The following is a 20,500-nucleotide window of genomic DNA, read 5'->3' as shown; positions in this document are numbered from 1 at the left end:
ACTGACATAATCAAGTGTCGTGACGGCCGAGCAGAATCAGACGATGCGGGAGAACCGGACCACGCGCGGACGCCCACGCGGTACCACCAAGCGCGAACTCGAGCTGATCGCCATGCGGCTGTTCACCGAGCAGGGTTTCGACGAGACCACCGTCGAGCAGATCGCCGCCGCCGCCGGCATCAGCGGACGCACGTTCTTCCGCTACTTTCCCACCAAGGCGGAGGTGCTCTGGTGGCAGTTCGATGACGAGGTCGCCGCATTGCGCACGGCCTTCGCCACCGTCGCGGACGACCTTCCGATGATGACCGCCGTGCGCCGAGTCGTCGTGAACGCCAACCGATATCGCGCCGAGGACGTCCCCGAACTGCGCACCCGGATGCAGCTGGTCGCCACGGTTCCCGCGCTGGCCGCCACCGCGGGCGCGCACTACGACGCTTGGGAGCGCGCGGTGAGCGCGTTCGCCGGAGAGCGGCTCGGCGAGCCGGAGGACGGACTCATCCCACTGGCCGTGGGGCGGACCACACTCGCGGCGGCCCGAGCCGCGTTCGACGCCTGGCTCGCTCGCGCCGACGCGGACCTCACCGTGTATTTGGACGAGGCGCTCGCGGCGCTGGAACGCGGGTTCGCTACGGTGCCGTGAGAACCACCACATCCGAACAACAGGCGAACAACCGGCAGGTTTCGTCGGCGACCCTGGTGGGGTATGACTAGGCTCGGAATCGGCGAGCAGCCGAACCACGAAGATCCCGACTCAACCGTCGAAAGGGGCAGGAGTTTCCATGTCCGAGGTGTCCATGAGCCTTTCGGCGGATTCCCTGACCGCGGGACCGGTCGACAAGCTGCTGCCGCAGCTGGTCGAGCACCTGCGCCAGAACCGCACCGCGCTGCGTGAGGAATGGGCCCGGCGCATCACCGACGCCCAGCTGCTCACCGCGATGACCCCCGAGGAGATCTTCTCCGAGGCGACCTCCGTCTACGACAACTATGTCGAGGTGCTGGAGACCGGCAGCGTCGAGGCCCTGCAGGCCTACGCGCGGGACCTGTCCGAACGCATCATTCCGAGAGGAGTCGAGACCGACGAGGTGCTCGGCATCGTGCTGTTGCTGCGCGATGTGCTGGCCCGGTCGTTGTTCGAGAAGTACCAGGCCGACTTCGAGCTGCTCAACGCGGTGCTCGACGCCTACGAACCGGCCGCCAACCGCATCGCCAACACCGTGGGCGTCTCCTTCGTCCAGGAGCGCGAGCGCGTCATCCGCCAGCAGCAGGAGGCCATCCGCGAGCTGTCCACGCCGGTGCTCCAGGTGCGTGAGCAGCTGCTGATCCTGCCCATCATCGGCGTGCTGGACAGCCAGCGCGCCCGGCAGCTCACCGAGCAGCTGCTGCGCGCCATCCGGGCCAACCGTGCCAAGGTCGTCGTCATCGACATCACCGGTGTGCCCGCGATCGACTCCACGGTGGCCAACCACCTGGTGCAGACCGTCGACGCGTCCGGACTGATGGGCGCGAACGTCATCATCACCGGCCTGTCCTCGGAGATCGCGCTGACTCTGGTCACCATCGGCCTCGATCTGTCGAAGATGAACGCGGTCGGCGACCTGCAGGGCGGTATCGAGGAAGCCGAACGCCTGCTGGGGTACGAGGTTTCCCGCGTCACCGAACGGGTCACCGAACGCGACGGCCGCTGATCAGGCGGGCGGGCAGATGCCGGTTCCGATTCTCAAACAGGGTACGTATCTCATCGCGTCGGTGCAGTCCGCGCTGACCGACGCCGATACCGAGCGCCTGCAAGACGACCTGATGAAACAGGTCAGCAAATATCGGGCACATGGCATCATCGTCGATGTCACCGCGATCGACGTGATGGATTCGTTCGCCGCGAGATCGCTGCGTACCATCGCGCACATGACGCAGCTGCGTGGCGCCGAAACGGTGATCGTCGGCCTGCAACCGGAAGTCGCGTTCGCCATGGTGCAGCTCGGCCTCACCTTCGAGGACATGCACACCGCCCTCGATCTGGAAGAGGGACTCGCCTGGTTGGACCGAAAGACCCCAGCCCGTCGCCAGCGAGACGGTCGTGACAGTGGCCGCTGAGAACGTGGTGATCGCGGTCAGGGTGTCCGGGGACATCGTGACCGCACGTCAGGCCGGACGCGAACTGGCAGCAAAGCTCGGATTCACGCTCACCGATCGAACCATGATCTCCACGGCGATCTCCGAAATCGCCCGCAACATCACCAGCTACGCGGGTAGCGGCGAGATACGTTTGCTGGTCGATGACCGAGAGGGTCGCCAAGCGCTGGTGGTGCAGGCCGAGGATCAGGGACCCGGCATCATCGACATCGCCCGCGCGCTGGAGGACGGTTACTCCACCGGGCGCGGTCTCGGGCTCGGTCTCCCCGGCGCCCGGCGGTTGATGGACCGGCTCACCGTCGACTCGGCGCCCGGCCGCGGCACGCTGGTGGAGATGTGGAAGTGGGTACCCAACGGTGCATGAGGACGGGTTCATCGGCCGGATCGAATGGGCGGTGGCCGGTCGCGCACTGCCCGGTCAACAGGTCTGCGGTGACCGCGCCGTCGTCCTCGACACCGGCAGCGGCACAGTCCTTTTCGCCGTGATGGACGGGCTCGGGCACGGCGCCGCCGCCGCGGACGCGGCCGACCGGGCGGTGCGGGTGCTTGCGGAGAACCGCGCCGAGCCGCTCGACGTGCTGATGGTGCTGTGCCACCGCGCGATGGCCGACACCCGCGGGGCGGCGATCTCGCTCGCTGTGTTCGACGAGGGCGACACGGTCCGCTGGCTCGGCGTCGGCAATGTCGAATCCCAGGTGCTCACCGCCGGACCCGCCGGGCTGACCGTGCACGCCACCGTGCTGCTCACCGCGGGCATCGTCGGCTATCGGCTGCCGGCGAATCTCCAGCCGCAATCCGTGACGGTCCGTCCCGGCGACCTGCTGCTGATGTCCACCGACGGTATCGTCCCCGAATCCGCCACGGGGATCGACCTTTCCAAGTCCACCGCCGACATCACCGCCGAGATTCTCGCCGAGCACGCCAAGGACACCGACGACGCGCTCGTGCTGGCCGCCCGGCACCGCGGTGCGACAGGAGTCACGGCATGAGTGAGCGCAGCGAGCGAACCACAACCGAGCACTCGCTCGTGCCGGAACCGAGCGTCGACGAGGCGCGGACATGAGTGCGCTGCTGGCCGATTTCCTGGACGCCTACGCGGACGCGCTACGGCGGCACCTGCATTCGCCCACCCAAGCCGGTCTCGCCGAAGGGTACGAACTCGGCAGGCGTGCGCTGGTGGAGGGCATCAGCCTGCTCGATCTCACCGAGAACCACTTCCGGGTCGTCCAGGAACAGCAGCGGCACGACCTCGCGTCGGAAGGCGGCGGCGAATCCGAGAGTCGTTTGCCCGAGACCGCGCTGGAATTCCTGTTGCAGACCCTGGTCCCGTTGGATATCGCCACTCGCGGCTACCTCGACGGCACCCGCCGATATGAGCAACAGCGTTCGCGCGCCGACGATCTCGCCGGTCGGGACGCCTTCCGCACCGCGCTGGTCGAATCGCTCCAGGACGGCTTCTTCGTCGCCGATGCGCTGGGCACCATCATCGAGGTCAACACGGCCTTCGGCGCGCTGACCGGCTACGGCGCCGCCGAGGTCCCCTATCCGCTTCCGCATCCCTGGTCGAGCCCGGAGGGCACCCGCTACCCCGATCTCGGTACCGAGGCGCAGCGTTTCGTCATCCCGATCCGGCATCGCGACGGGCGGAACGTGTGGCTCGCGGTCAGCACCAGCGCGCTGATCAAGCCGGAGGGCAACGAGCGGATCTTCGTCGGCACCATCCGCGATGTCACCGCCGAGCACGACGCGCAGGCCCGCGACCAGGCGGCCTCACGGCTGGCGACCGCGGTCGGTGCGGCGACCAGCGTGGTCGAGGTGCTCGCCGTCGGGCTCGACGAGCTGCGACGCACGGTAGGCGCGGAGACCGCGGTGGTGGCGGTGTGGCCGAGCCGCAACGCCGCACCCGAGGTGTACGTCTCCGGAGCGGGCGCCGACGGTGCTTCGCACAACGGAGCCGACGCCCTCGACGACCGGTCGCGCGCGCTTCTGGACCGGGCCAGACGTAGGCCGCCGCGCAGCCTGCTGGCCATACCCGACGGCGCCGAGAGCTCCGAGGGCATCGTCGCACCGCTCGGTGAGACCGGCGACGCGGCGATGTGGTTGCGTTTCGCCGCGGCTCGCGCGATCAGCGCCGCGGACTGGACGCTGTTCTCCCTGTTGATCGGCCACCTCAGCCTCGCGGTGCAGCGGGCCCGCAACTTCGACCAGGCGCGTGCCACCTCACTGACCCTGCAGCGTGCCATGCTCGGCCCGATCGAGCTGCCGCCGCGCTTCTCGGTGCACTACGAGCCCGCGCTGCCGCCGCTGGAGATCGGCGGCGACTGGTATGACGTGGTGCCGCTGCGCGACGGCACCATCGGCGTCATGGTCGGCGACTGCGTGGGTCGTGGCCTGTCCGCCGCGGTGGTGATGGGCCAATTGCGCACCGCGGCTCGCACGCTGTTGCTGCGCGGGGCCGGACCGGCGCAGCTGCTCGCCGAACTCGACACGGTCGCCTCGCGCATCCCTGGCGCCATGTGCACCACGGTGTGCGCCGCCGTGCTCGACCCGGTGCGCGGGCTGGTCCGCTATAGCAGCGCCGGGCACATGCCTCCGATCCTCGCCGACGTCGGCACAACCGGCAGACTGCTCGAGGGCGGCCGCTCGGTGCCGCTGGCGACGTTCGATACGCCGCGCCGCCCGGAGGCCACTACGCCGCTGGCGCCCGGCTCGACCTTGGTGCTGTTCACCGACGGCCTGGTCGAACAGCGCGGCGTCGACATCGATGAAGGGTTCGCCAAGATCGCCACGGTGCTGGCCGACACCTCGGGCCGGCTGCCGCGCGAGGTCGCCGACGCGGTGCTGTCCCGGCTGCGGCCAGCGGCCGGATACGACGACGACGTGGCCATGGTGGTCTACCGCCAGCCGCCCGCGCCGCTGCGGCTGGATGTGCCCGCGCACGCGGACGAGCTCGCGATGCTGCGGCGCACGCTGAAAGGCTGGCTGGCCGCCGCGGCGGTGCCGCACGATCTGGCCGCCGATCTGGTCGCGGCGGCCAACGAGGCGTGCAGCAACAGCATCGAGCACGCCTATCGCAACGAGGTCAGTGGGCAGGTCCTGTTGTCGGCCACCTGCGATATCGATGCGGTCGTGATCGTGGTCACCGACACTGGCGATTGGAAGCCGCGCGCCTCCGATCCCGGCTATCGCGGCCGCGGTATCGACATGATGCGCGCATTGACCGAGGAACTCGACATCGACCACTCCGGACCGGGCACGATGGTCCGGATGTCGGTGACACTTCCCGCGATCACCTTCCCCGTCGCCAACCCGTTGCGTGGCACGAACCGGCGGATTCCCGGGTGATCGTGCGGCGCCAGGATTTCGGCCCTCGCCTGCCCCGGACGCGTGATCACCACCTGGTCGGGAACGCGCCCACTCGCGTGCCGGCGCGCGGTCGCGCTGCTCTCCGAACCTCGTTGCCTACCTCTCGTTTTCGATGAGCCGGATACCAGTGACGATGTCGGGTTCGATGGCGATCACCGCATCGGTCACGCTGTCGACCCACGGCCGCAGCAACTGCTCGTAGTGGGCGGCGCGTGCGGGGTCGGTGACGGTGTGCGCGAGGCCGACCACCACGACCGACCACCCCAGACGCCGGACCGGATCGATCTCGTCGGCCTCGTAAGCGACCACCACGGGGGAGTTTCCGCGCACGGCGGTGGTGAGACCGGAGGATAGCCGGGTCCGCATGATGATGACGCCGTGCTCGTCGACCAGGTGATTGACCGGACGGATGGCGGGCAGGGCGTTGCGGGTGAAGACCACTCGCCCGATCGGCGCACTCGCCAGCAGCCGCATCGATTCCGCGCGCTCGAGGGCGATGGTGGCCCGGCCGGTGCGGCTGGCCGCGATCGGTTCGGTCACGAGACGGCACACCTGCCGTCCGCGTCGTCGCCGAACCCGGCGGGCGCCACGAGGGTCAGGTTCCCGTCGTAGCGTCGCAGCAGTAGCCGGCCGCGGTCGCTGCGCGGGTCGGTGAAGAACAGGAAGGGCAGACCGAATCGGCACAGCCGTGCCGCGGCCTCGGCCTCCGTCAAGCGGAGCGTGGGATGCGGATTCATCGCCAGCGGCACCGCGGTCGGGCACTGTGGCGGCTGCATCCGCCGCTGTCGCGCCAACCGCACCCCGAGCGGGCCGCCCCAGTGGACGATGGCGTCCTCACCGGTTTCCGCGTCGGTGAACAAGTATGCGTCGTAATCCATCACGTCCATCACCCTGGCCGCCGCGCCGGGCTCGCCGACCAGGAGTTCGCATTCCTTGCGGCGCACGATCGGACGCGGCGAGGTAGCCGACGCCAGGGGTGGGCGCGCAGGGTCCGGCCACAACCGTGCACCGGGTTCATCGCCGAGGCGGGTGATCAGCCGGTCGAGCCGCTCGGCGACGAATGCGGCGATGAACCTGTGCGGACCCGCGATCTGAACTCTGATCGGCATGTCCCGATATGCGGTATTCGCCTGTGCCAGCATGAGGCCCGCGCCATCCGGTGGGCCGGTAAGCCGTATCCGGGCCGTCTCGTCGATGTGACGGCCATGCATCACCTGCCCGATCGACTGCACTGACCCGGCGATCTCGGCCGAGTCGACCGATCCCTTGGTCCGCACCGTCACCACCGGCCGGGCTGCACCCGACCACAACTCGGAATACATCACCGGCACCGACTCGCTTTCCGTCCTGGGGATCACCGCTACGACTTCGGCGAATATCCCCGCACCGGCGTGTCCGCGAGTAGGGTCCAAAGTCCCCATACGTGGTGACCAGCGCAATGCTGAGTACCCGATCCGGACAACGACATCGGTCCCAACGGCTGGGTGATGTGATCGCCCCGATGCGGATCGGGGCAGATCCCGAGTTCGCAGCGGTCGGGTTCCAGGACACGTCACTCAACCCACATCGTCACTCAACGCGTCCTCGAAGATCTTCGCTCACGAAATGTGTCGTGCATCGCATATGCCGGGATCTGTCACATTCGACCCCGATAGCCGGCTCTCAACTGTGTACGCCGATACCGTGCGGCCACCGTCAACGCCGGGACCGCGGAGAAAGGAAGGACATGATGCAGCCGGTGCTGGTGACAGGTGGAACCGGAAGACTTGGGCGGGCCGTGGTCGATCGCCTGATCAGCACGGATCGGGAGGTCCGAGTGCTCAGTCGGCGCGCCCCGCGCCCCGGCATTCCGTCGCCGAGCACTCGGCCCCAGCCGAAGCCAACCTGTTGCTCGCTGTGCTCGGCGTCGGTGCGGTGAGTTCGATCGCATTGTTCCTGATCACTCTCGGGCCGCGTCCCGTGCCCGGTGCGCGAGGGCGTAGGCCGGCTTCTCCGGATCGACAACGACATGCAGGGCGGTGATCGCCTCCTCGGAAACCTGAACGGCAACAACGGCTTCCAGCTCGGATCCGCGATACGCCGCAACCGCGCGTTCGCCGTCGGTTGCGCCGCCGGCGCCGAATGTCGAAGGTGTCGCGAACCGCTGCGCGCGGCTCGCGACACCTTCGACGAGAAGCTCTACCTCTCGCACCGAACCATCGGTTCCCACCTGTATCGCATCTACCCCGCCTCGGCATCACCGGCCGGATCGAACTCGCCGGAACACTCGAGGGAACCACCACGTCAGCGGATCACTTCGACAAAGCCTTGCCACCGTTCGGAGCCACCGCGAACCACGTCCCGCCCACACCCTGGCCGAGCAGATCCCCCGGCTTGCTGTCCTTCGAGAAGTAGTACACCGGCCAACCCCCGATGGTGATCTGGCACGCACCGTCGGCACGTTCGATGAACCCGACGAGCTGCGGGTCGACACCCGACGCGTAGAGCACTTGACCGCGAGCCACCGTCAGCGGCGGCCAGGTCACCGCGCACTGCCCGGAACAGTTGGATGCCGAGGGCTGCGCGGTGTCCTTGTCGAACCGGTACAGCGACCGCCCTGCCCCGTCCGAAACATACTTCCCCACAGTGGGATTGCTGGTCACGTCGAGCTGCACCGCATTAGCGGTTCCGGCTGAGGCCTGGCCGCTGTAGATCTTCAGCCAACCTTGCGTCTTCGCCACCGCGGGAGCCTGCCCGGCGACCGGCTCGACCGCGGCAGACGCGGTGGCCGGCGATGCCGCCTGCGCCGCGGGCTCGGCGCCCTTCTCGCTGCCGCACCCGCTCAGCAAACCCACAAGCGCGATCGCCGTCGCCGCGACCGCCACTCCGGAACGCTGGAATCGCCTGGCTGAACCCATGTATCGAACCTCCATCACTATTCGACGAGGCGCACAACGCATCTCGTTGCCCAGTACCACGAGCCGGAGCGACGACTGGTTCATGCTGCCGCCACGACCGCGGTGTTCGTTCCGTCACACGTGCTGACCTGCCCCAGCTGGTTCGGTCCGGTGTGTGGGTCGTGCGGCCCACGTGAACGGCGGCACCGTTTCCGGGAAGACGGTGATCAGCCCAGTGACCGGAAGAAGTCGCGCACGTCCTGGACGAACAGGTCCGGGACCTCCATCGCGGCGAAGTGGCCGCCGCGCTCGAACTCCGACCAGTGTCTGATGTCGTACAGCCGCTCGGCCAGCGGTCGCACCGACTGCGTGATGTCGTGTGCGAACACCGCAACGCCAACCGGTACCGGGCACGGCTCGATGCGTCGCGGAGCCTCGCGGCTCAGCCGCGCCGAGGAAGCCGCGGTGGCGGTCAGCCAGTACAGCGAGACGTCGGTGAGCATCCGCTCGTCACTGATCTGCGAGCGAGGGTCGGTCCACTGTGCGAAGCGCTCGGCGATCCAGACCAGCTGGCCGACCGGCGAGTCGGTCAGCGCGTAGCCGATGGTCTGCGGGGTGAGGGCCTGCAGAGCCTGGTACGGCGGACGATTCGCCATCAACTGCCTGATCTTGTCCAGTCGAGCTTCATCCGTTTCGGACAGTTCGATGTCGGCGTCCGGGTCCGGCCGGGTCGGCAGGTAGTTGACGTGCACCCCGACGACGTGCTCGGGTGCCACCGCGCCGAGCGCCATGGAGATGCCCGAGCCGAAGTCGCCACCCTGCGCGCCGTAGCGCTCATACCCGAGACGGCGCATCAGCTCAGCCCAGGCCCCCGCGACCCGGACGATATCCCAGCCGCGCTCGTGGGTCGGCCCGGAGAAGCCGAAACCCGGGATGGACGGAATCACCAGGTGGAAGTCGCGCGAGAGCGGCTCGATCACGTCGAGGAACTCCAGGAACGAACCCGGCCAGCCGTGGGTGAGGATCAGCGCGAGCGCATCCGGCTTCGAAGACCGGACGTGGACGAAATGGATGTTCTGGCCGTCGATTTCGGTGGTGAAGTGCGGAAGCTCGTTGAGCTCGGCCTCGTGCTCACGCCAGTCGTAGTCGGTGCGCCAGTATTCGGTGAGTTGCTCGAGCCGTGCCAGTGGGAAGCCGTAGTCCGACCCGGCGTCGGTGATCTCGTTGGGCCAACGGGTGCGCGAAAGGCGATCGGTCAGGTCGTCGAGGTCGGCTTGGGGGATGTCGATCTTGAATGGAGTGATGGCGGTCGGGTTCACGGTGGTCTCCCTGGCAGTGGTGGGGTGGCGGTCAGTGGGGGGTGTGGGGGACGTGCACCCGGACACGGTGAGTGCGAGGGTGATTGCGGCGAGGCCGGCGCATCGGATGAGCCCGTGCATGAAACTCCTCATATCGTTGGCGAGGCCAACAATATCAAACGTTGGCGACACCAACAATATGGCTCGGTGGATCTATGCGGGCCATCCGGCGGCGCTTGACAGCCTGATCGAATGCTGCCTGCTGTCAGCGACTTTCGCTCCAAGATCAGGTAGACAAGTGACATGTTCAAACGAGTTCTGATCGTCGCTGGTATGGCGGGCTCCGTGTGCACGGCTACCGCCGCCGGGCTGGCCCCGCAGGCACATGCTCAACCCTTCCCACCCGGCGTGTCATGTTCCGACACCACCTGCCGCAACGACACGAACGACACCTATCTCGTCGAGGCATGGCAGCATTGCCGAGTCATCAGTACGGGATGGAAAACCGAAACCCCCTTCAACGTGGTCGTCCGGCCACACGAGACCGCGCATGTCGCGGGCGTGGACTGTCCACCGTTCGTCACGGACAGCAATATGACACCCCGGCACAACGTGATGCCGACCGAGCCGGACGGCATCACGTATTTCAAGGCTGTGATCTACAATCCGAACGCTCCCAAGGTGCCCAGCGGCTCGACCCGGTGACAGAAATGCGCGCCCATTAGCCGTGGGCCGCCGCGCTGGGTCTCAGTGCGCACTGGATCCGGTACATCACTCTGACGTGGATGGAGCGGGAGTGAGGCGCATCCGCTCGCGTATAGCCATCGTCATCCGCCGGCGCCGCGACCTCCGCGACCTCCGCCTGCTCGCGCCCTCGATGTACTGTGTGAGGCTATGAACACTCCGAGGTTGCGGATTCACCACAATTTGTGTGTGGTGAGAAGGTGACCAACACTTCCGGAGACGCGTATCCCCTCGCGGACACGATGACCACCACGGTCGCGGCGCACGACGGCGCGACGGTACTGACGGTGGCCGGGGAGGTCGATCTGGCGACGGCCCCGGCGCTGGAGAACGCGATCGAGGCCATCCTCAGCGGCAAACCCGCGGCCCTGATCATCGACCTCACCGCGGTCAGCTTCCTCGCCTCGGCGGGCATGGCAACGCTCGTCGCCGCCCATCAACGTGCGGGCACCACGACCGCGATCGCCGTCGTCGCCGAAGGCCCGGCGACCAGCCGCCAGCTGAAGATGACCAGCCTGGATCAGGTGTTCGCGCTACATTCCACACTGGACGCCGCGCTCGCGGCGCTCCGGCAGAGCTGACCCGTCCCTCGACGCCGTCGCATCCTGCGACGGCGGCGAGGGCTTCGCTCACACCAGTTCGCGCAGCTGCTCGATCAGCTTGACCCGCTCGGCGGCGGTGCCCGCCATCGGGACGACATTCAAGACCGTGACGCCCGCCTCCTTGAAGGCCGCGACCCGCTCCTTGACATAGCCCGCCGGACCGACCAGGGAGATGTCGCGGGCCAGCGCGTCCGGGACCGCCTTGGCCGCGGCCTCCTTCTCTCCGGCGAGGTACAGCTCCTGGATACGGTCGGCCTCGGCGCCGTAGCCGTACTTCGTGGCCAAGGCGTGGTAGAAGTTCTTGCCCTTGGCGCCCATGCCGCCGATGTAGAGCGCCAGGTGCGGCTTCACGAACTCCAGCAGCGGTTCGACGTTCTCCCCGATGGCCAGCGCCGGGCCGGCGAACACGTCGAGGTCACCGAGGGCGGGGTCGCGCTTCGCCAGACCCGCCCCGAGCGAATCGCCCCAGATCTGCCGCGCCTTCTCCGGCAGGAAGAAGATCGGCTGCCAACCTTCGGCGATCTCGGCGGCCAGCTCCACGTTCTTCGGGCCGAGCGCGGCCAGCAGCACCGGAATACGGTCCCGGACCGGGTGATTGATCAGCTTGAGCGGCTTGCCCAGGCCGGTCCCCTGCCCGGCGGGCAGCGGGATCTGGTAGTGCTTGCCCTGGTATTCCAGGCGCTCGCGCCGCCACACCTTCCGGCAGATCTCCACCAGCTCCCTGGTGCGGCCGATCGGCGAGTCGTAGGGCACGCCGTGGAAGCCCTCGATCACCTGTGGACCCGACGCACCCAGGCCTAGCAGGAAGCGGCCGTCGGAGACGAAGTCCAGGCCCGCCGCGGTCATCGCGGTCAGGCTCGGGGTGCGCGTGTAGATCTGCAGGATGCCCGAGGCCAGCTGCAGACGCGTGGTCTTGGCCGCCAGGTAGCCGAGCGCACTCACCGCGTCGAACGAGTACGCCTCGGGCACGAACACGATGTCCAGACCCGCCCGCTCGAGGTCCGCGACTTCCGCCGCCGCCTCCTTGAAGCCCCCCGAGTAGTTGATGCCCAATCCGATCCGCATGGCACTCAACATAACGGCGAGTAGGCAGCGCCCGCGCACCGGCCACGCGGGAACGCCCGTCAAGGCGTGGTCGCAGCCGGATCCGCCGGTGCGACGAGGTAGCGTCTACCGTAGTCCCGCTCTCGCCGTAGAACGAAAGGCAACATCCCCGTGTCGCAGCCGAGCACGTCGTCAACGGACACTGCGCCGTCCTTCGGCGAGGTCACCCTCGCGCAGTACCTGAGCGATCTGGCCGCCAAGATTCCCGCGCCGGGCGGCGGCGCGGTGGCCGCGCTGCACGCCGCGCAGGCCGCCGCGCTGGTGGCGATGGTGGCTCGCTACACCACCCGGACAAAGGACGCGGACAACCGTCCCGTGGTCGATCGCATCATCGAGGCCGCGGACGCCGCACGCGAGCGCGCACTGGAACTCGCTGACGCCGACGCCGCCGCGTTCCTGGCCGTCGGCGCCGCCTACAAGCTGCCCAAGGACACTCCGGAGGACCGCGCCGCCCGCACCGCGGCGATCAATGCCGCACTGGTCGAGGCCGCCCGCGTGCCGACCGCGGTCGTCGACGAGGCCGACGAGGTGCTCTCGCTGGCCGCGGAACTGTTCCCGATCGGAAACCCGAACGTGGTCACCGATATCGGCGCCGCCGCCGACGCCTGCTGTGCCGCCGCGGCCAGCTCGCAGCTCAATATCGAGATCAACCTGGCGTCGCTGCCCGCGGCCGAGGGCGATCGCTTCGCGTCCGTGCTGGTACGCATCGAGGAGCTGACCGCTCGCGCGGACGCCCTGCACGCCGACGTCGTGCATGCGGTACGCAAATAGTCCCTCGCTCCCCGGGCGCCGATGAACTCATCGGCGCGGCGGTAGCTCGTTCATGCAGGCGGGTTCCAGGCGACCAGCACGATTTTGCCGCGCACCCGTCCGGATTCGCTGATCCGATGCGCCTTCGCGATTTCCGGTAGCGGCAGCACCTGGTCGATCATGGCGCGCAGATGCCCGCGCTCGACCATGGTGGTGATCTCGCGCAGCGAGACGCCGGACGGCTCGACGTAGAAACGCTCGTAACGCGGGTCGGATTCCGCATCCGAACCCTGGGCGTCGATCAATCTGCCGTCGGGACGTAACACACGGACCGAGCGGGAACCGTATTCGCCGCCGACCAAGTCGAGCACGATGTCCACGTCGCGGACCGCGGTGCCGAAATCGACTGCGGTGTAGTCGATCACCTCATCGGCGCCGAGTGAACGCAGGTACTCGTGGTTGGCTGCGCGTGCGGTTCCTGCCACGAACGCCCCGCGGTGCCGGGCGATCTGCACCGCGAGGTGACCCACGCCGCCCGCGGCCGCGTGCACGAGCAGACGCTGCCCCGCCCCGAGCGCGGCCAGCGACTGCCACGCCGTCAGCGCCGCCGTCGGCAGCGCCGCCGCCTGCACGAAGTCGACGCTCCTCGGTATCGGTGCCAGCGTGGACGCCTGCGCCATAACGTATTCCGCATTGGCGCCGCCGAACACCATGCCGTACACCGGGTCACCGACCGCGAAGCGCTCCACGCCGGGACCGAGCTCGTCGACGACACCCGAGACGTCGAGTCCCAGCGTCAGCGGCGGATCACCGAGCGCGCTGATCAGCCCCGCGCGCACCTTCCAATCGGCCGCGTTGACGCTGGTGGCGGCGACCCGCACCAGCACCTCCCCCGGGCCGGGTCGCGGCCGGTCGACCTCGGCCACCTGGAGAACTTCCGGACCTCCGAACGCGTTCTGCGTGATTGCGAGCATGCGACGATTCTGCGAGAGCCTGGTACCTTCTGGAAAGAAGGCACCTTTTTGATATCGAGGTACCCAATGGATACTGCCTGCGACTGGTCCACCGCGCCCACCCTGGTCGAGAGCTACTTGCACCACTGTCCCGCCCGGCAAGTGCTGGCCGTCCTCGCCGACAAGTGGGTCATGCTCGTGCTGAGCGTCCTGCGCGACAACGACGGGCCGATCCGCTTCAACGATCTGCGCCGCCGCCTGGACGGCATCACCCAGAAGATGCTCACCCGCACGCTGCGCAACCTGGAACGCGAGGGACTCGTGCGTCGCGCGGTCTATCCCACGGTGCCGCCGCGGGTGGAGTACTCCCTCACCGAACTCGGTTCGAGCATCGGTGCACTCAGCCACGCCATGGGCGTCTGGGCCGTCGAGCACCAGCATGAAATCCTCGCCGCACGAGCGGAATTCGACGCTCGGTCGGCAACCGAGCCGGAGCCGCTGCCCATGCGATCCGCCCGCTGACCGAGTCGCCGCGGCGCCGACGCCGGTTTCCTTCCCGCTCGAACGGGTAGGCGACCAGTGGTAGGCGAATCCTCCGACTACGACTCGACCGCGGACCGAATTCATCCGTGGCCGAGTTGATCATGGGGGCCTAGAATGTTTCATTGCCTACCACACCATCTCGAAGGGGTGGACGCCATGAGGAGCGCTATTCGGTACCTGTTCCTCGCGACCGTGATCGTGGCACTGGCCGCGGTCGGGTCGGGTGCGGCGGCAGCGACGATCGCACGGCCATCGGCACCTGCCGTGGCGGCGATCGGACCCGCGAACGGCCAAGTGGTGGGTGTCGCTCATCCCGTGACCATTCGTTTCGCCGCGCCCGTGACGGATCGCGCACGCACGGAACAATCCATCGACATCAGAACGACCCAGCCACTCGCGGGCACGCTCGCGTGGACCGGCGATCGCGAAGCGGTGTGGACGCCGACCGGGTTCCTGCCCGCCAATGCCCACATCGTCGTCTCGGTCGGCGGCACACGCACGGAGTTCCGGACCAACGCAGGCGTTTTCGGCGACGCGGACATGTCGGCGCACACGTTCACCGTCACCATCGGCGGCACCGTCGTGCGGACCATGCCCGCCTCGATGGGCAAGCCGGGCTGGGAAACACCGTCGGGCACGTGGCCGGTCCTGGAGAAGTTCCGTTCGATCGTGTTCGACTCCCGCACCATCGGCGTTCCGCTGAGCTCGCCGGAGGGCTACATCATCAATGGCGAGTTCGCCGAACGCCTCACCTGGAGTGGCGTTTTCATCCATTCCGCCCCGTGGTCGATGGATCAGCAGGGTTACGCGAACGTCAGCCACGGTTGTATCAATCTCGCCCCCGATGACGCTCAATGGGTCTATCACACCATCGGTATCGGAGACCCGGTGGTCACACACTGGTGATTCGGGTACCGGGCAGTATTCTCCGTTGTGCGTGCGGCTCGGCGTAGGGACGCGGCACCGCGTTCCCGCATCGTGGCATTGCGGATAACCTGACGGGGACCTGATGAAGGGTGGGGCGATGGATCGACCGGAGATGAGCGCTCGACCCGGCTACGACCGCGGTGGCCGGGGCGGACCGGAGGGGCCCGGCGAGCCGCGCGTGGGCGGCGAGGACTATCAGGGTGAGTGGTCCACCTGGGTCGACCAGCTACCCGCCGCCACGCAGCCGCCACCTGGGCCCGCACCGGCACCCGAGTTCGCACCCTACGAAGACCGATTCACCGGACTGATCGATCGTTCGCGCGCGCCGCGTCCGAAGCGGCGGTGGGCGATACCGCTGCTCGGCACGCTCGGCGTCGCCGCTCTGATCTTCGCCGCCTACCTGCAGTTCGGTACCGGCGGCTCCGGACAGCCGGCCGGGCCTGCGCCGTCCGCCCAGGCCGCCGCCTCGGCGGCGACGCCGATCACGGAGTGCGCGGCCGAGCGGGTCGGCAACCGGATCCAGGGCAACGGTGTGGGCGGCTTCGATTCCGGCCCCGCGGTGATCTTCGCCTTTCAGCACGCCTACTACGTAGTCCGCTCCGGCGATCAGGTCCGTAGCACGACGACCGCCGACGCCGCCGTGCAGACCGCCGACGCCATCCAGCGGGGCATCGACACCATTCCCGCGGGGACCACCCACTGCGTGGCCATCAGCCCCGGTGCTTTCGCAGGCCAGTACGTCGTGGTCGTCACCGAGCATCGCCCCGGACAACCTCCGGTCACCTACAACCCGCAGATCGTCACCACGACCAAGGACGGCAACCGCACCCTGATCAGCGCCATCAGTCGCGGGTGAACCCCGGCGCGCCGTTTCGGTCCGCGCGAGACGCCGCCGTGTGCGGTGACGAGGGCGGCGAGCACTCAGTTCTGGCGGCTGGTTTCGGCGGCGGTGACGACGTGGCGCATCAGCAGGGCGGTGGTCACCGGACCGACGCCGCCCGGAACGGGGCTCAGGCCTGCGGCCTTGCCGCGGACCGAGTCCGCCTCGACATCACCGACGATCTTGCCGTCGGGCGCTTCGTTGGTGCCGACGTCGATGACGACCGCGTCCTCGCGGATGTGTTTGCCGGAGATCAGACCGATGCGGCCCGCTGCGGCGACGACGACGTCGGCGGCGGCCGTGACGGCGGCCAGGTCGGCGGTGCGGGAATGGCACACCGTGACCGTGGCGTCCTTCGCCAGCAGCAGCTGAGCGAGCGGCTTCCCGACGATGTTCGAGCGGCCGACGACCGCGACATGGCGACCGGCGAGCGGGATCTCGTGGTGGTCGAGCAGTTCCACCACGGCCTCGGAGGTGGCGGGTACGAAACCGTCCAGCCCGGCCGCGAGCAGGCCGAGCGAGAGCGGGCTCACGCCGTCCACGTCCTTGGTCGCGACGATCGCAGAGCTCACGTCGTCGAGCGTGACGCCGGCCGGCAGGGGGGTCTGCAGCATGATCGCGTCGGTGCCACGATCCTCGCCGCGGGCGGAGAGTTCGGCGCGGATCGCCGCCACGGTCGCGTCCGCACCGAGATCGACTGTGTCGCAGGCGATCCCGAGCCGCTCGGCCGCCTTGCGGAGTGAGTTCACATACCAGGCGCTGGCCGGGTCGTCGTTCGCCACGATCAGCGCGAGACGCGGCGCGGCCGCGTCCTCGGTGAGTGCGGCGGCGCGGGCCTTGGTGTCGGCGTTGATGGCGGCGGCGAGTTCCTTGCCGGACAGCGAAACGGTATCCACGTCGACACAGCCTAATGGGCGCGTCCGCCCGAACTCCGTCGCCGCCCCGCGCCGGGCCGTCTGCCCACCTCTGTCGGGGGTCTTACCAGGTGGACACACGCAACACCAGCGCGGAATCCGCCCGGCAGTTCCCTTATGTCGCGTTCGATCGCCCGTATCGTGATCTCTGTTTGCCCCAGCTGACTGCTAGTGCGTGCCAACCCGTTCCTCAGCGGAAAGGTGTCGACTGTAGTGAAGATCTCGAGGCATGTGAAACTGCTCGTCGCGACGTCGTTCGCCGCGTTCTCCCTTACCGGTCTGGCCGGTGTTCCCGCACACGCCGCACCGGACACCGCGGCCCTCTACAACTCCGCCCAGCGCCACTTCGCCAACGGCGACGACGCGGCGGGCCGGGCCGACCTGCGCGCCCTCATCGGCGCCGACCCCAATGACGCGGAAGCGCTCTCCCTGCAGGCGATCTGGTCCGATTACGCGGGCGACCTGCCCGCGCTCATCGATGCCATGGCACGGTTGCGCGTCATCGATCCGGGCATGGCGCAGGGCACCGACAACGTGCTCGGCGCCGTCCGCGCCGCGGTCGGCACCCTGCCGAATCCGCTGCCCGCGCTGGCCGGGCCGCAGACCGGCATCGTCGTGCTGGGCTACGGCCTGCTCCCGGACGGGTCGCCGCGCCCGGAACTGGTGAACCGGCTCACCGCCGCGTGGGTGCAGTCGATCGCCGCACCGTTTTCGCCGATCGTCGTCACCGGCGGCAATCCGCAGAACGGCATCAGCGAGGCCGAGGCCATGCGCCACTGGCTGGTCGCCCACGGTGTGCCTGCGGCGCGGATCCACGTGGAGAGCGGTGCGGGCTCGACCGTGCAGAACGCCCTGTTCAGCACGCGGATGCTGCGGGATGTGGGTGCGACGAGCGCGATCGTGGTCACCTCGCCCAATCACATTCGACGGGCCGTCGCCGACTTCATCGTCGCGGGCACCCGGGTCGTCGGAGCTACGACTTCGCTGGAGCAACTGGTCGCACAGCTACCCCCGCCCGGCAGAGCGTCGCAGCGCGGCATCTACCTCGACGCCACGCGTACCTTCCAGTTGAGTACCGGACGCTGACGGATCGGGACCCGCACCCGCGGGTGCGGGTCCCGATCGTCGTGGAAATCCGTTGGCGGAATCACGCGTGCACGCGGCAGGATGGCGCGGTGACGTCAGCCGGAACCGATGTGGTCGCCCAACTCCGCGCGGCGGGCTGTGTGTTCGCCGAGGACGAGGCGCGACTGCTCATCGCCGCCGCCGCGGAGACCGGCGCCGCTCTCCCGGCCCTGGTCGCCCAGCGTGTGACCGGCACCCCGCTGGAGCATGTGCTCGGCTGGGCCGAGTTCCACGGGCTGCGGGTCGCGGTGTCCCCCGGCGTTTTCGTGCCGCGGCAACGCACCGCGTTCCTCGTCGACCAAGCGGTCGAGCTGATCCGCACCAGGACGGGTCACCCGATGGTGGTCGACCTGTGTTGCGGCTCCGGCGCTCTGGGCCTGGCGGCGGCCACGATCGTCGCGGCGGAGGGCCGCACGGTGACCCTCGCGGCCGCCGACCTCGATCCCGTCGCGGTGGAGTGCGCCCGCCGCAATCTCACCCCGCTCGGCGCCCCTGTCTACCAGGGCGATCTGTTCGAGGCCCTGCCGGAGGAACTGCGCGGCTGCATCGACATCCTGCTCTGCAACACCCCCTACGTTCCCTCGGCGATGATCGCGCAGATGCCGCCCGAGGCCCGCGAGCACGAACCGCGCACTGCCCTCGACGGCGGATCCGACGGCCTCGACACCTTCCGCCGCGTCGCCACCGACTCCTCCGCCTGGCTCGCCTCGGGCGGCCACCTGCTGGTCGAGTCCAGCGAAGAACAGGCGCCGCTCGCGCTCGCCATCCTGAGCAAGCACGGCCTCGCGGGCCGCGTCGCGGAATCCGGCGAGCACTACGCGACCGTCGTGATCGGAACTCGTCCCTGAGCATGCGACGACTGATCGCGCACACACATGGGCAACTCGCCGGGTTACCTCATGTGGTCCGAACACCGGTACGACGTCGGCCCTGGTGGGGCTACTGGTTTGCCCGGTGCGCCCACTTCGCGAATCGGGCCAGGGCGTCGGCACCCGTCCTTCTGCGAGCTGGCCTCATATCAGTTCCAGCGGGGAAACCGTCGTATGACTTCTTGTGTGACGCCTACCTGATCGCCGGATCGAGATTGCCACCGGTCGCCGTTCGGAGCCCAAGCGTTGAGGTGAATCCCGACCCACTGGCCTTCGCTGTCGATGAGGCAGCGTTCTTCTGCATTGCCCGAACAGATCGCTTCGACCACGCCGAGCGCTGGAACTGGACGACTGCGGTCATCAGCGACGTAGTCCCAGACCATGTCGAAGCACCACCCGGTTTCTATTCGTGCCGCCTCATCATCGAAACGGGTGACCCTGATAGAGCAGGAATCATTGCCCTGCTTCGCTTTACGCGATGTCAGCACCACCACGTCGGCGTAGAGGAACGTCTCGGCGTCGTACTTCGCCGCCAGGTCACATAGACCGACGACCAGTTCATCCCAGCCACCATGCTGGCTCACCGTTGCGCTCCTCGTTCAGCCGCAGGGATTGGTAACAGTTCCTGAATACTGCCATGCCATGGACTTGGAGGGCCGGCCGCCATACACCCCGCCACCCCGCGCGGCGGTCCGGTATTCGCCCGCTTCGCACGGTACCTGTCCCTGGGCTGTGTACTTCTCGTTCGCGCGGGGCGCAGTCACCGGTTGATGCCCTGTAGTTCCGACCAACACCCAACTTCCGTTCGTCTTCTTCTCGAGCTGTACGAATACTTCCAAGGAGTCGATGTCGGCGGTGCAGGAGATGCGGCCTTTGCCGACGATCCATCCGGGCGACCCCTTCGAATGGTGCGGGTTGTTCGCCTCCACGTGGCACGTCGTGTTCCCGTTTCCAGGCGCGGCCTCGGCGATGGCCGGTACCAGTCCCGGCGCGGCCAGAGTCGCAGCGACGAGAACTGCGGTGATGGTGATCTTGCGTGTGTTCATTGAATCCCCTCGATTAGTTAGTTTGCGGCGGAACCGCTTCCGAATCCGCGTACTTGTTCGGATGCGCCACAGCGTCATCTGGTTCCAGCCAAGATCTTCAGTACTCTCGCGATGTGTCCGGCACCATGCGCCCGGCGTCGATCAACACTTGCCGCGCGGCTGCCTTTCGCGGGCACAGGTCGGCGCGGCATCCGCGATGGCGTTGCATGGTGGCGTGAGCTTCGGGCACGCTGAGCGAATGATCCGGTTTCTCGTGGGGCCAGCCGCTCGGCCATAGCCGAGCGTCGGCGGGCTCGGTCGGCTGCTCAGCCCGGATACGCTCGCGGCGGCGTTCAGCTCGCCACTCGTCCTGCACTCGGTCGATGATTGCCTG

General features: G+C 68.2%; 25 protein-coding genes. 15 read left to right on the top strand and 10 right to left on the bottom strand.

Annotated elements, in window-relative coordinates:
• Window positions 1-19: 19 nt before the first annotated feature.
• The 6 genes from mftR (at window position 20) to OHA40_RS28680 (ending at window position 5,475) form a co-directional block, all read left to right on the top strand.
• Window positions 20-640: a mycofactocin system transcriptional regulator gene (gene mftR, locus OHA40_RS28705; protein ID WP_330229961.1), complete on the top strand. Its 621-nt coding sequence runs from the start codon at window positions 20-22 to the stop codon at window positions 638-640.
• 139 nt (window positions 641-779) lie between these two features.
• A complete protein-coding gene (locus tag OHA40_RS28700) occupies window positions 780-1,685 on the top strand; it encodes an STAS domain-containing protein (RefSeq protein WP_330229960.1) in 906 nt (301 codons plus the stop codon).
• A 16-nt stretch (window positions 1,686-1,701) separates the two neighbouring features.
• Window positions 1,702-2,091: an STAS domain-containing protein gene (locus OHA40_RS28695; protein ID WP_040779629.1), complete on the top strand. Its 390-nt coding sequence runs from the start codon at window positions 1,702-1,704 to the stop codon at window positions 2,089-2,091.
• Window positions 2,081-2,494 carry an ATP-binding protein gene (locus tag OHA40_RS28690; RefSeq protein ID WP_051020806.1) on the top strand — a complete coding sequence of 138 codons (414 nt, stop codon included), beginning with the start codon at window positions 2,081-2,083 and terminating at the stop codon, window positions 2,492-2,494. Before OHA40_RS28695 ends, OHA40_RS28690 begins: the two co-directional genes overlap by 11 nt.
• Entirely contained in the window at window positions 2,487-3,119 is a 633-nt protein-coding gene (locus OHA40_RS28685) for a SpoIIE family protein phosphatase (protein WP_330229959.1), read from the top strand. The genes OHA40_RS28690 and OHA40_RS28685 overlap by 8 nt, the downstream gene beginning before the upstream one ends.
• A 70-nt stretch (window positions 3,120-3,189) precedes the next feature.
• The gene (locus tag OHA40_RS28680) at window positions 3,190-5,475 is read left to right on the top strand and encodes a SpoIIE family protein phosphatase (RefSeq protein ID WP_330229958.1); all 2,286 of its coding nucleotides are present in this window, start codon (window positions 3,190-3,192) and stop codon (window positions 5,473-5,475) included.
• A 117-nt stretch (window positions 5,476-5,592) separates the two neighbouring features.
• On the opposite strand, the gene OHA40_RS28675 is transcribed toward OHA40_RS28680, so the two are convergent.
• Together OHA40_RS28675 and OHA40_RS28670 are read right to left on the bottom strand one after the other, a co-directional pair.
• Window positions 5,593-6,036, bottom strand: coding sequence for a pyridoxamine 5'-phosphate oxidase family protein (locus OHA40_RS28675; RefSeq protein ID WP_442943838.1), 444 nt, complete (start codon window positions 6,034-6,036; stop codon window positions 5,593-5,595).
• Window positions 6,033-6,818 carry a sigma 54 modulation/S30EA ribosomal C-terminal domain-containing protein gene (locus OHA40_RS28670; protein WP_330229957.1) on the bottom strand — a complete coding sequence of 262 codons (786 nt, stop codon included), beginning with the start codon at window positions 6,816-6,818 and terminating at the stop codon, window positions 6,033-6,035. Before OHA40_RS28670 ends, OHA40_RS28675 begins: the two co-directional genes overlap by 4 nt.
• 116 nt (window positions 6,819-6,934) lie before the next feature.
• Between OHA40_RS28670 and OHA40_RS34790 the strand changes: the two genes are divergently transcribed.
• Entirely contained in the window at window positions 6,935-7,414 is a 480-nt protein-coding gene (locus OHA40_RS34790; RefSeq protein ID WP_442943837.1) for an NAD-dependent epimerase/dehydratase family protein, read from the top strand.
• Window positions 7,415-7,435: 21 nt separating this feature from the next.
• Here the strand turns inward: OHA40_RS34790 and OHA40_RS28665 are convergent, their stop codons facing one another.
• The 3 genes from OHA40_RS28665 to OHA40_RS28655 form a co-directional block, all read right to left on the bottom strand.
• On the bottom strand, window positions 7,436-7,687 hold the full coding sequence (locus OHA40_RS28665) for a hypothetical protein (RefSeq protein WP_330229956.1): 252 nt from the start codon (window positions 7,685-7,687) through the stop codon (window positions 7,436-7,438).
• Window positions 7,688-7,787: 100 nt separating this feature from the next.
• Window positions 7,788-8,393, bottom strand: coding sequence for a hypothetical protein (locus OHA40_RS28660; protein ID WP_330229955.1), 606 nt, complete (start codon window positions 8,391-8,393; stop codon window positions 7,788-7,790).
• Window positions 8,394-8,599: 206 nt separating this feature from the next.
• The gene (locus OHA40_RS28655) at window positions 8,600-9,691 is read right to left on the bottom strand and encodes an epoxide hydrolase family protein (protein ID WP_330229954.1); all 1,092 of its coding nucleotides are present in this window, start codon (window positions 9,689-9,691) and stop codon (window positions 8,600-8,602) included.
• 282 nt (window positions 9,692-9,973) lie between these two features.
• Between OHA40_RS28655 and OHA40_RS28650 the strand changes: the two genes are divergently transcribed.
• The gene (locus tag OHA40_RS28650) at window positions 9,974-10,375 is read left to right on the top strand and encodes a hypothetical protein (RefSeq protein ID WP_330229953.1); all 402 of its coding nucleotides are present in this window, start codon (window positions 9,974-9,976) and stop codon (window positions 10,373-10,375) included.
• A gap of 281 nt (window positions 10,376-10,656) precedes the next feature.
• Window positions 10,657-10,995: an STAS domain-containing protein gene (locus OHA40_RS28645; protein WP_330234420.1), complete on the top strand. Its 339-nt coding sequence runs from the start codon at window positions 10,657-10,659 to the stop codon at window positions 10,993-10,995.
• A 48-nt stretch (window positions 10,996-11,043) separates the two neighbouring features.
• Here OHA40_RS28645 and OHA40_RS28640 read toward each other — a convergent pair whose 3' ends face one another.
• Window positions 11,044-12,081 (bottom strand): LLM class F420-dependent oxidoreductase, encoded by a 1,038-nt coding sequence (locus tag OHA40_RS28640; protein ID WP_330229952.1) that lies wholly within the window; start codon window positions 12,079-12,081, stop codon window positions 11,044-11,046.
• A 150-nt stretch (window positions 12,082-12,231) separates the two neighbouring features.
• Between OHA40_RS28640 and OHA40_RS28635 the strand changes: the two genes are divergently transcribed.
• Entirely contained in the window at window positions 12,232-12,891 is a 660-nt protein-coding gene (locus OHA40_RS28635; RefSeq protein WP_330229951.1) for a cyclodeaminase/cyclohydrolase family protein, read from the top strand.
• 50 nt (window positions 12,892-12,941) lie between these two features.
• Here the strand turns inward: OHA40_RS28635 and OHA40_RS28630 are convergent, their stop codons facing one another.
• Entirely contained in the window at window positions 12,942-13,844 is a 903-nt protein-coding gene (locus tag OHA40_RS28630) for an NADP-dependent oxidoreductase (RefSeq protein WP_330229950.1), read from the bottom strand.
• Between the two features lie 66 nt (window positions 13,845-13,910).
• Here OHA40_RS28630 and OHA40_RS28625 point away from each other — a divergent pair, with 66 nt between their 5' ends.
• The 3 genes from OHA40_RS28625 to OHA40_RS28615 all read left to right on the top strand — a co-directional run bounded on the left by OHA40_RS28625 (window position 13,911) and on the right by OHA40_RS28615 (window position 16,149).
• Window positions 13,911-14,345 (top strand): winged helix-turn-helix transcriptional regulator, encoded by a 435-nt coding sequence (locus OHA40_RS28625; RefSeq protein WP_330229949.1) that lies wholly within the window; start codon window positions 13,911-13,913, stop codon window positions 14,343-14,345.
• Between the two features lie 177 nt (window positions 14,346-14,522).
• A complete protein-coding gene (locus OHA40_RS28620) occupies window positions 14,523-15,272 on the top strand; it encodes a L,D-transpeptidase (protein WP_330229948.1) in 750 nt (249 codons plus the stop codon).
• 133 nt (window positions 15,273-15,405) lie between these two features.
• Window positions 15,406-16,149 (top strand): hypothetical protein, encoded by a 744-nt coding sequence (locus OHA40_RS28615; protein WP_330229947.1) that lies wholly within the window; start codon window positions 15,406-15,408, stop codon window positions 16,147-16,149.
• Between the two features lie 65 nt (window positions 16,150-16,214).
• Here OHA40_RS28615 and OHA40_RS28610 read toward each other — a convergent pair whose 3' ends face one another.
• Window positions 16,215-17,069: a bifunctional 5,10-methylenetetrahydrofolate dehydrogenase/5,10-methenyltetrahydrofolate cyclohydrolase gene (locus tag OHA40_RS28610; RefSeq protein WP_330229946.1), complete on the bottom strand. Its 855-nt coding sequence runs from the start codon at window positions 17,067-17,069 to the stop codon at window positions 16,215-16,217.
• A 231-nt stretch (window positions 17,070-17,300) separates the two neighbouring features.
• On the opposite strand from OHA40_RS28610, the gene OHA40_RS28605 reads away from it, so the two are divergent.
• Both OHA40_RS28605 and OHA40_RS28600 read left to right on the top strand, forming a co-directional pair.
• On the top strand, window positions 17,301-18,173 hold the full coding sequence (locus OHA40_RS28605; protein WP_330229945.1) for a YdcF family protein: 873 nt from the start codon (window positions 17,301-17,303) through the stop codon (window positions 18,171-18,173).
• 89 nt (window positions 18,174-18,262) lie between these two features.
• The gene (locus tag OHA40_RS28600) at window positions 18,263-19,060 is read left to right on the top strand and encodes a putative protein N(5)-glutamine methyltransferase (protein ID WP_330229944.1); all 798 of its coding nucleotides are present in this window, start codon (window positions 18,263-18,265) and stop codon (window positions 19,058-19,060) included.
• 170 nt (window positions 19,061-19,230) lie between these two features.
• Here OHA40_RS28600 and OHA40_RS28595 read toward each other — a convergent pair whose 3' ends face one another.
• Both OHA40_RS28595 and OHA40_RS28590 read right to left on the bottom strand, forming a co-directional pair.
• A complete protein-coding gene (locus OHA40_RS28595; protein WP_330229943.1) occupies window positions 19,231-19,665 on the bottom strand; it encodes a hypothetical protein in 435 nt (144 codons plus the stop codon).
• A 15-nt stretch (window positions 19,666-19,680) separates the two neighbouring features.
• A complete protein-coding gene (locus OHA40_RS28590) occupies window positions 19,681-20,127 on the bottom strand; it encodes a hypothetical protein (RefSeq protein WP_330229942.1) in 447 nt (148 codons plus the stop codon).
• Window positions 20,128-20,500: the final 373 nt, after the last annotated feature.

The sequence above is a fragment of the Nocardia sp. NBC_00508 genome (genome assembly GCF_036346875.1).
GTDB lineage: Bacteria > Actinomycetota > Actinomycetes > Mycobacteriales > Mycobacteriaceae > Nocardia.
This window is presented reverse-complemented; position numbering and strand designations above follow the sequence as displayed.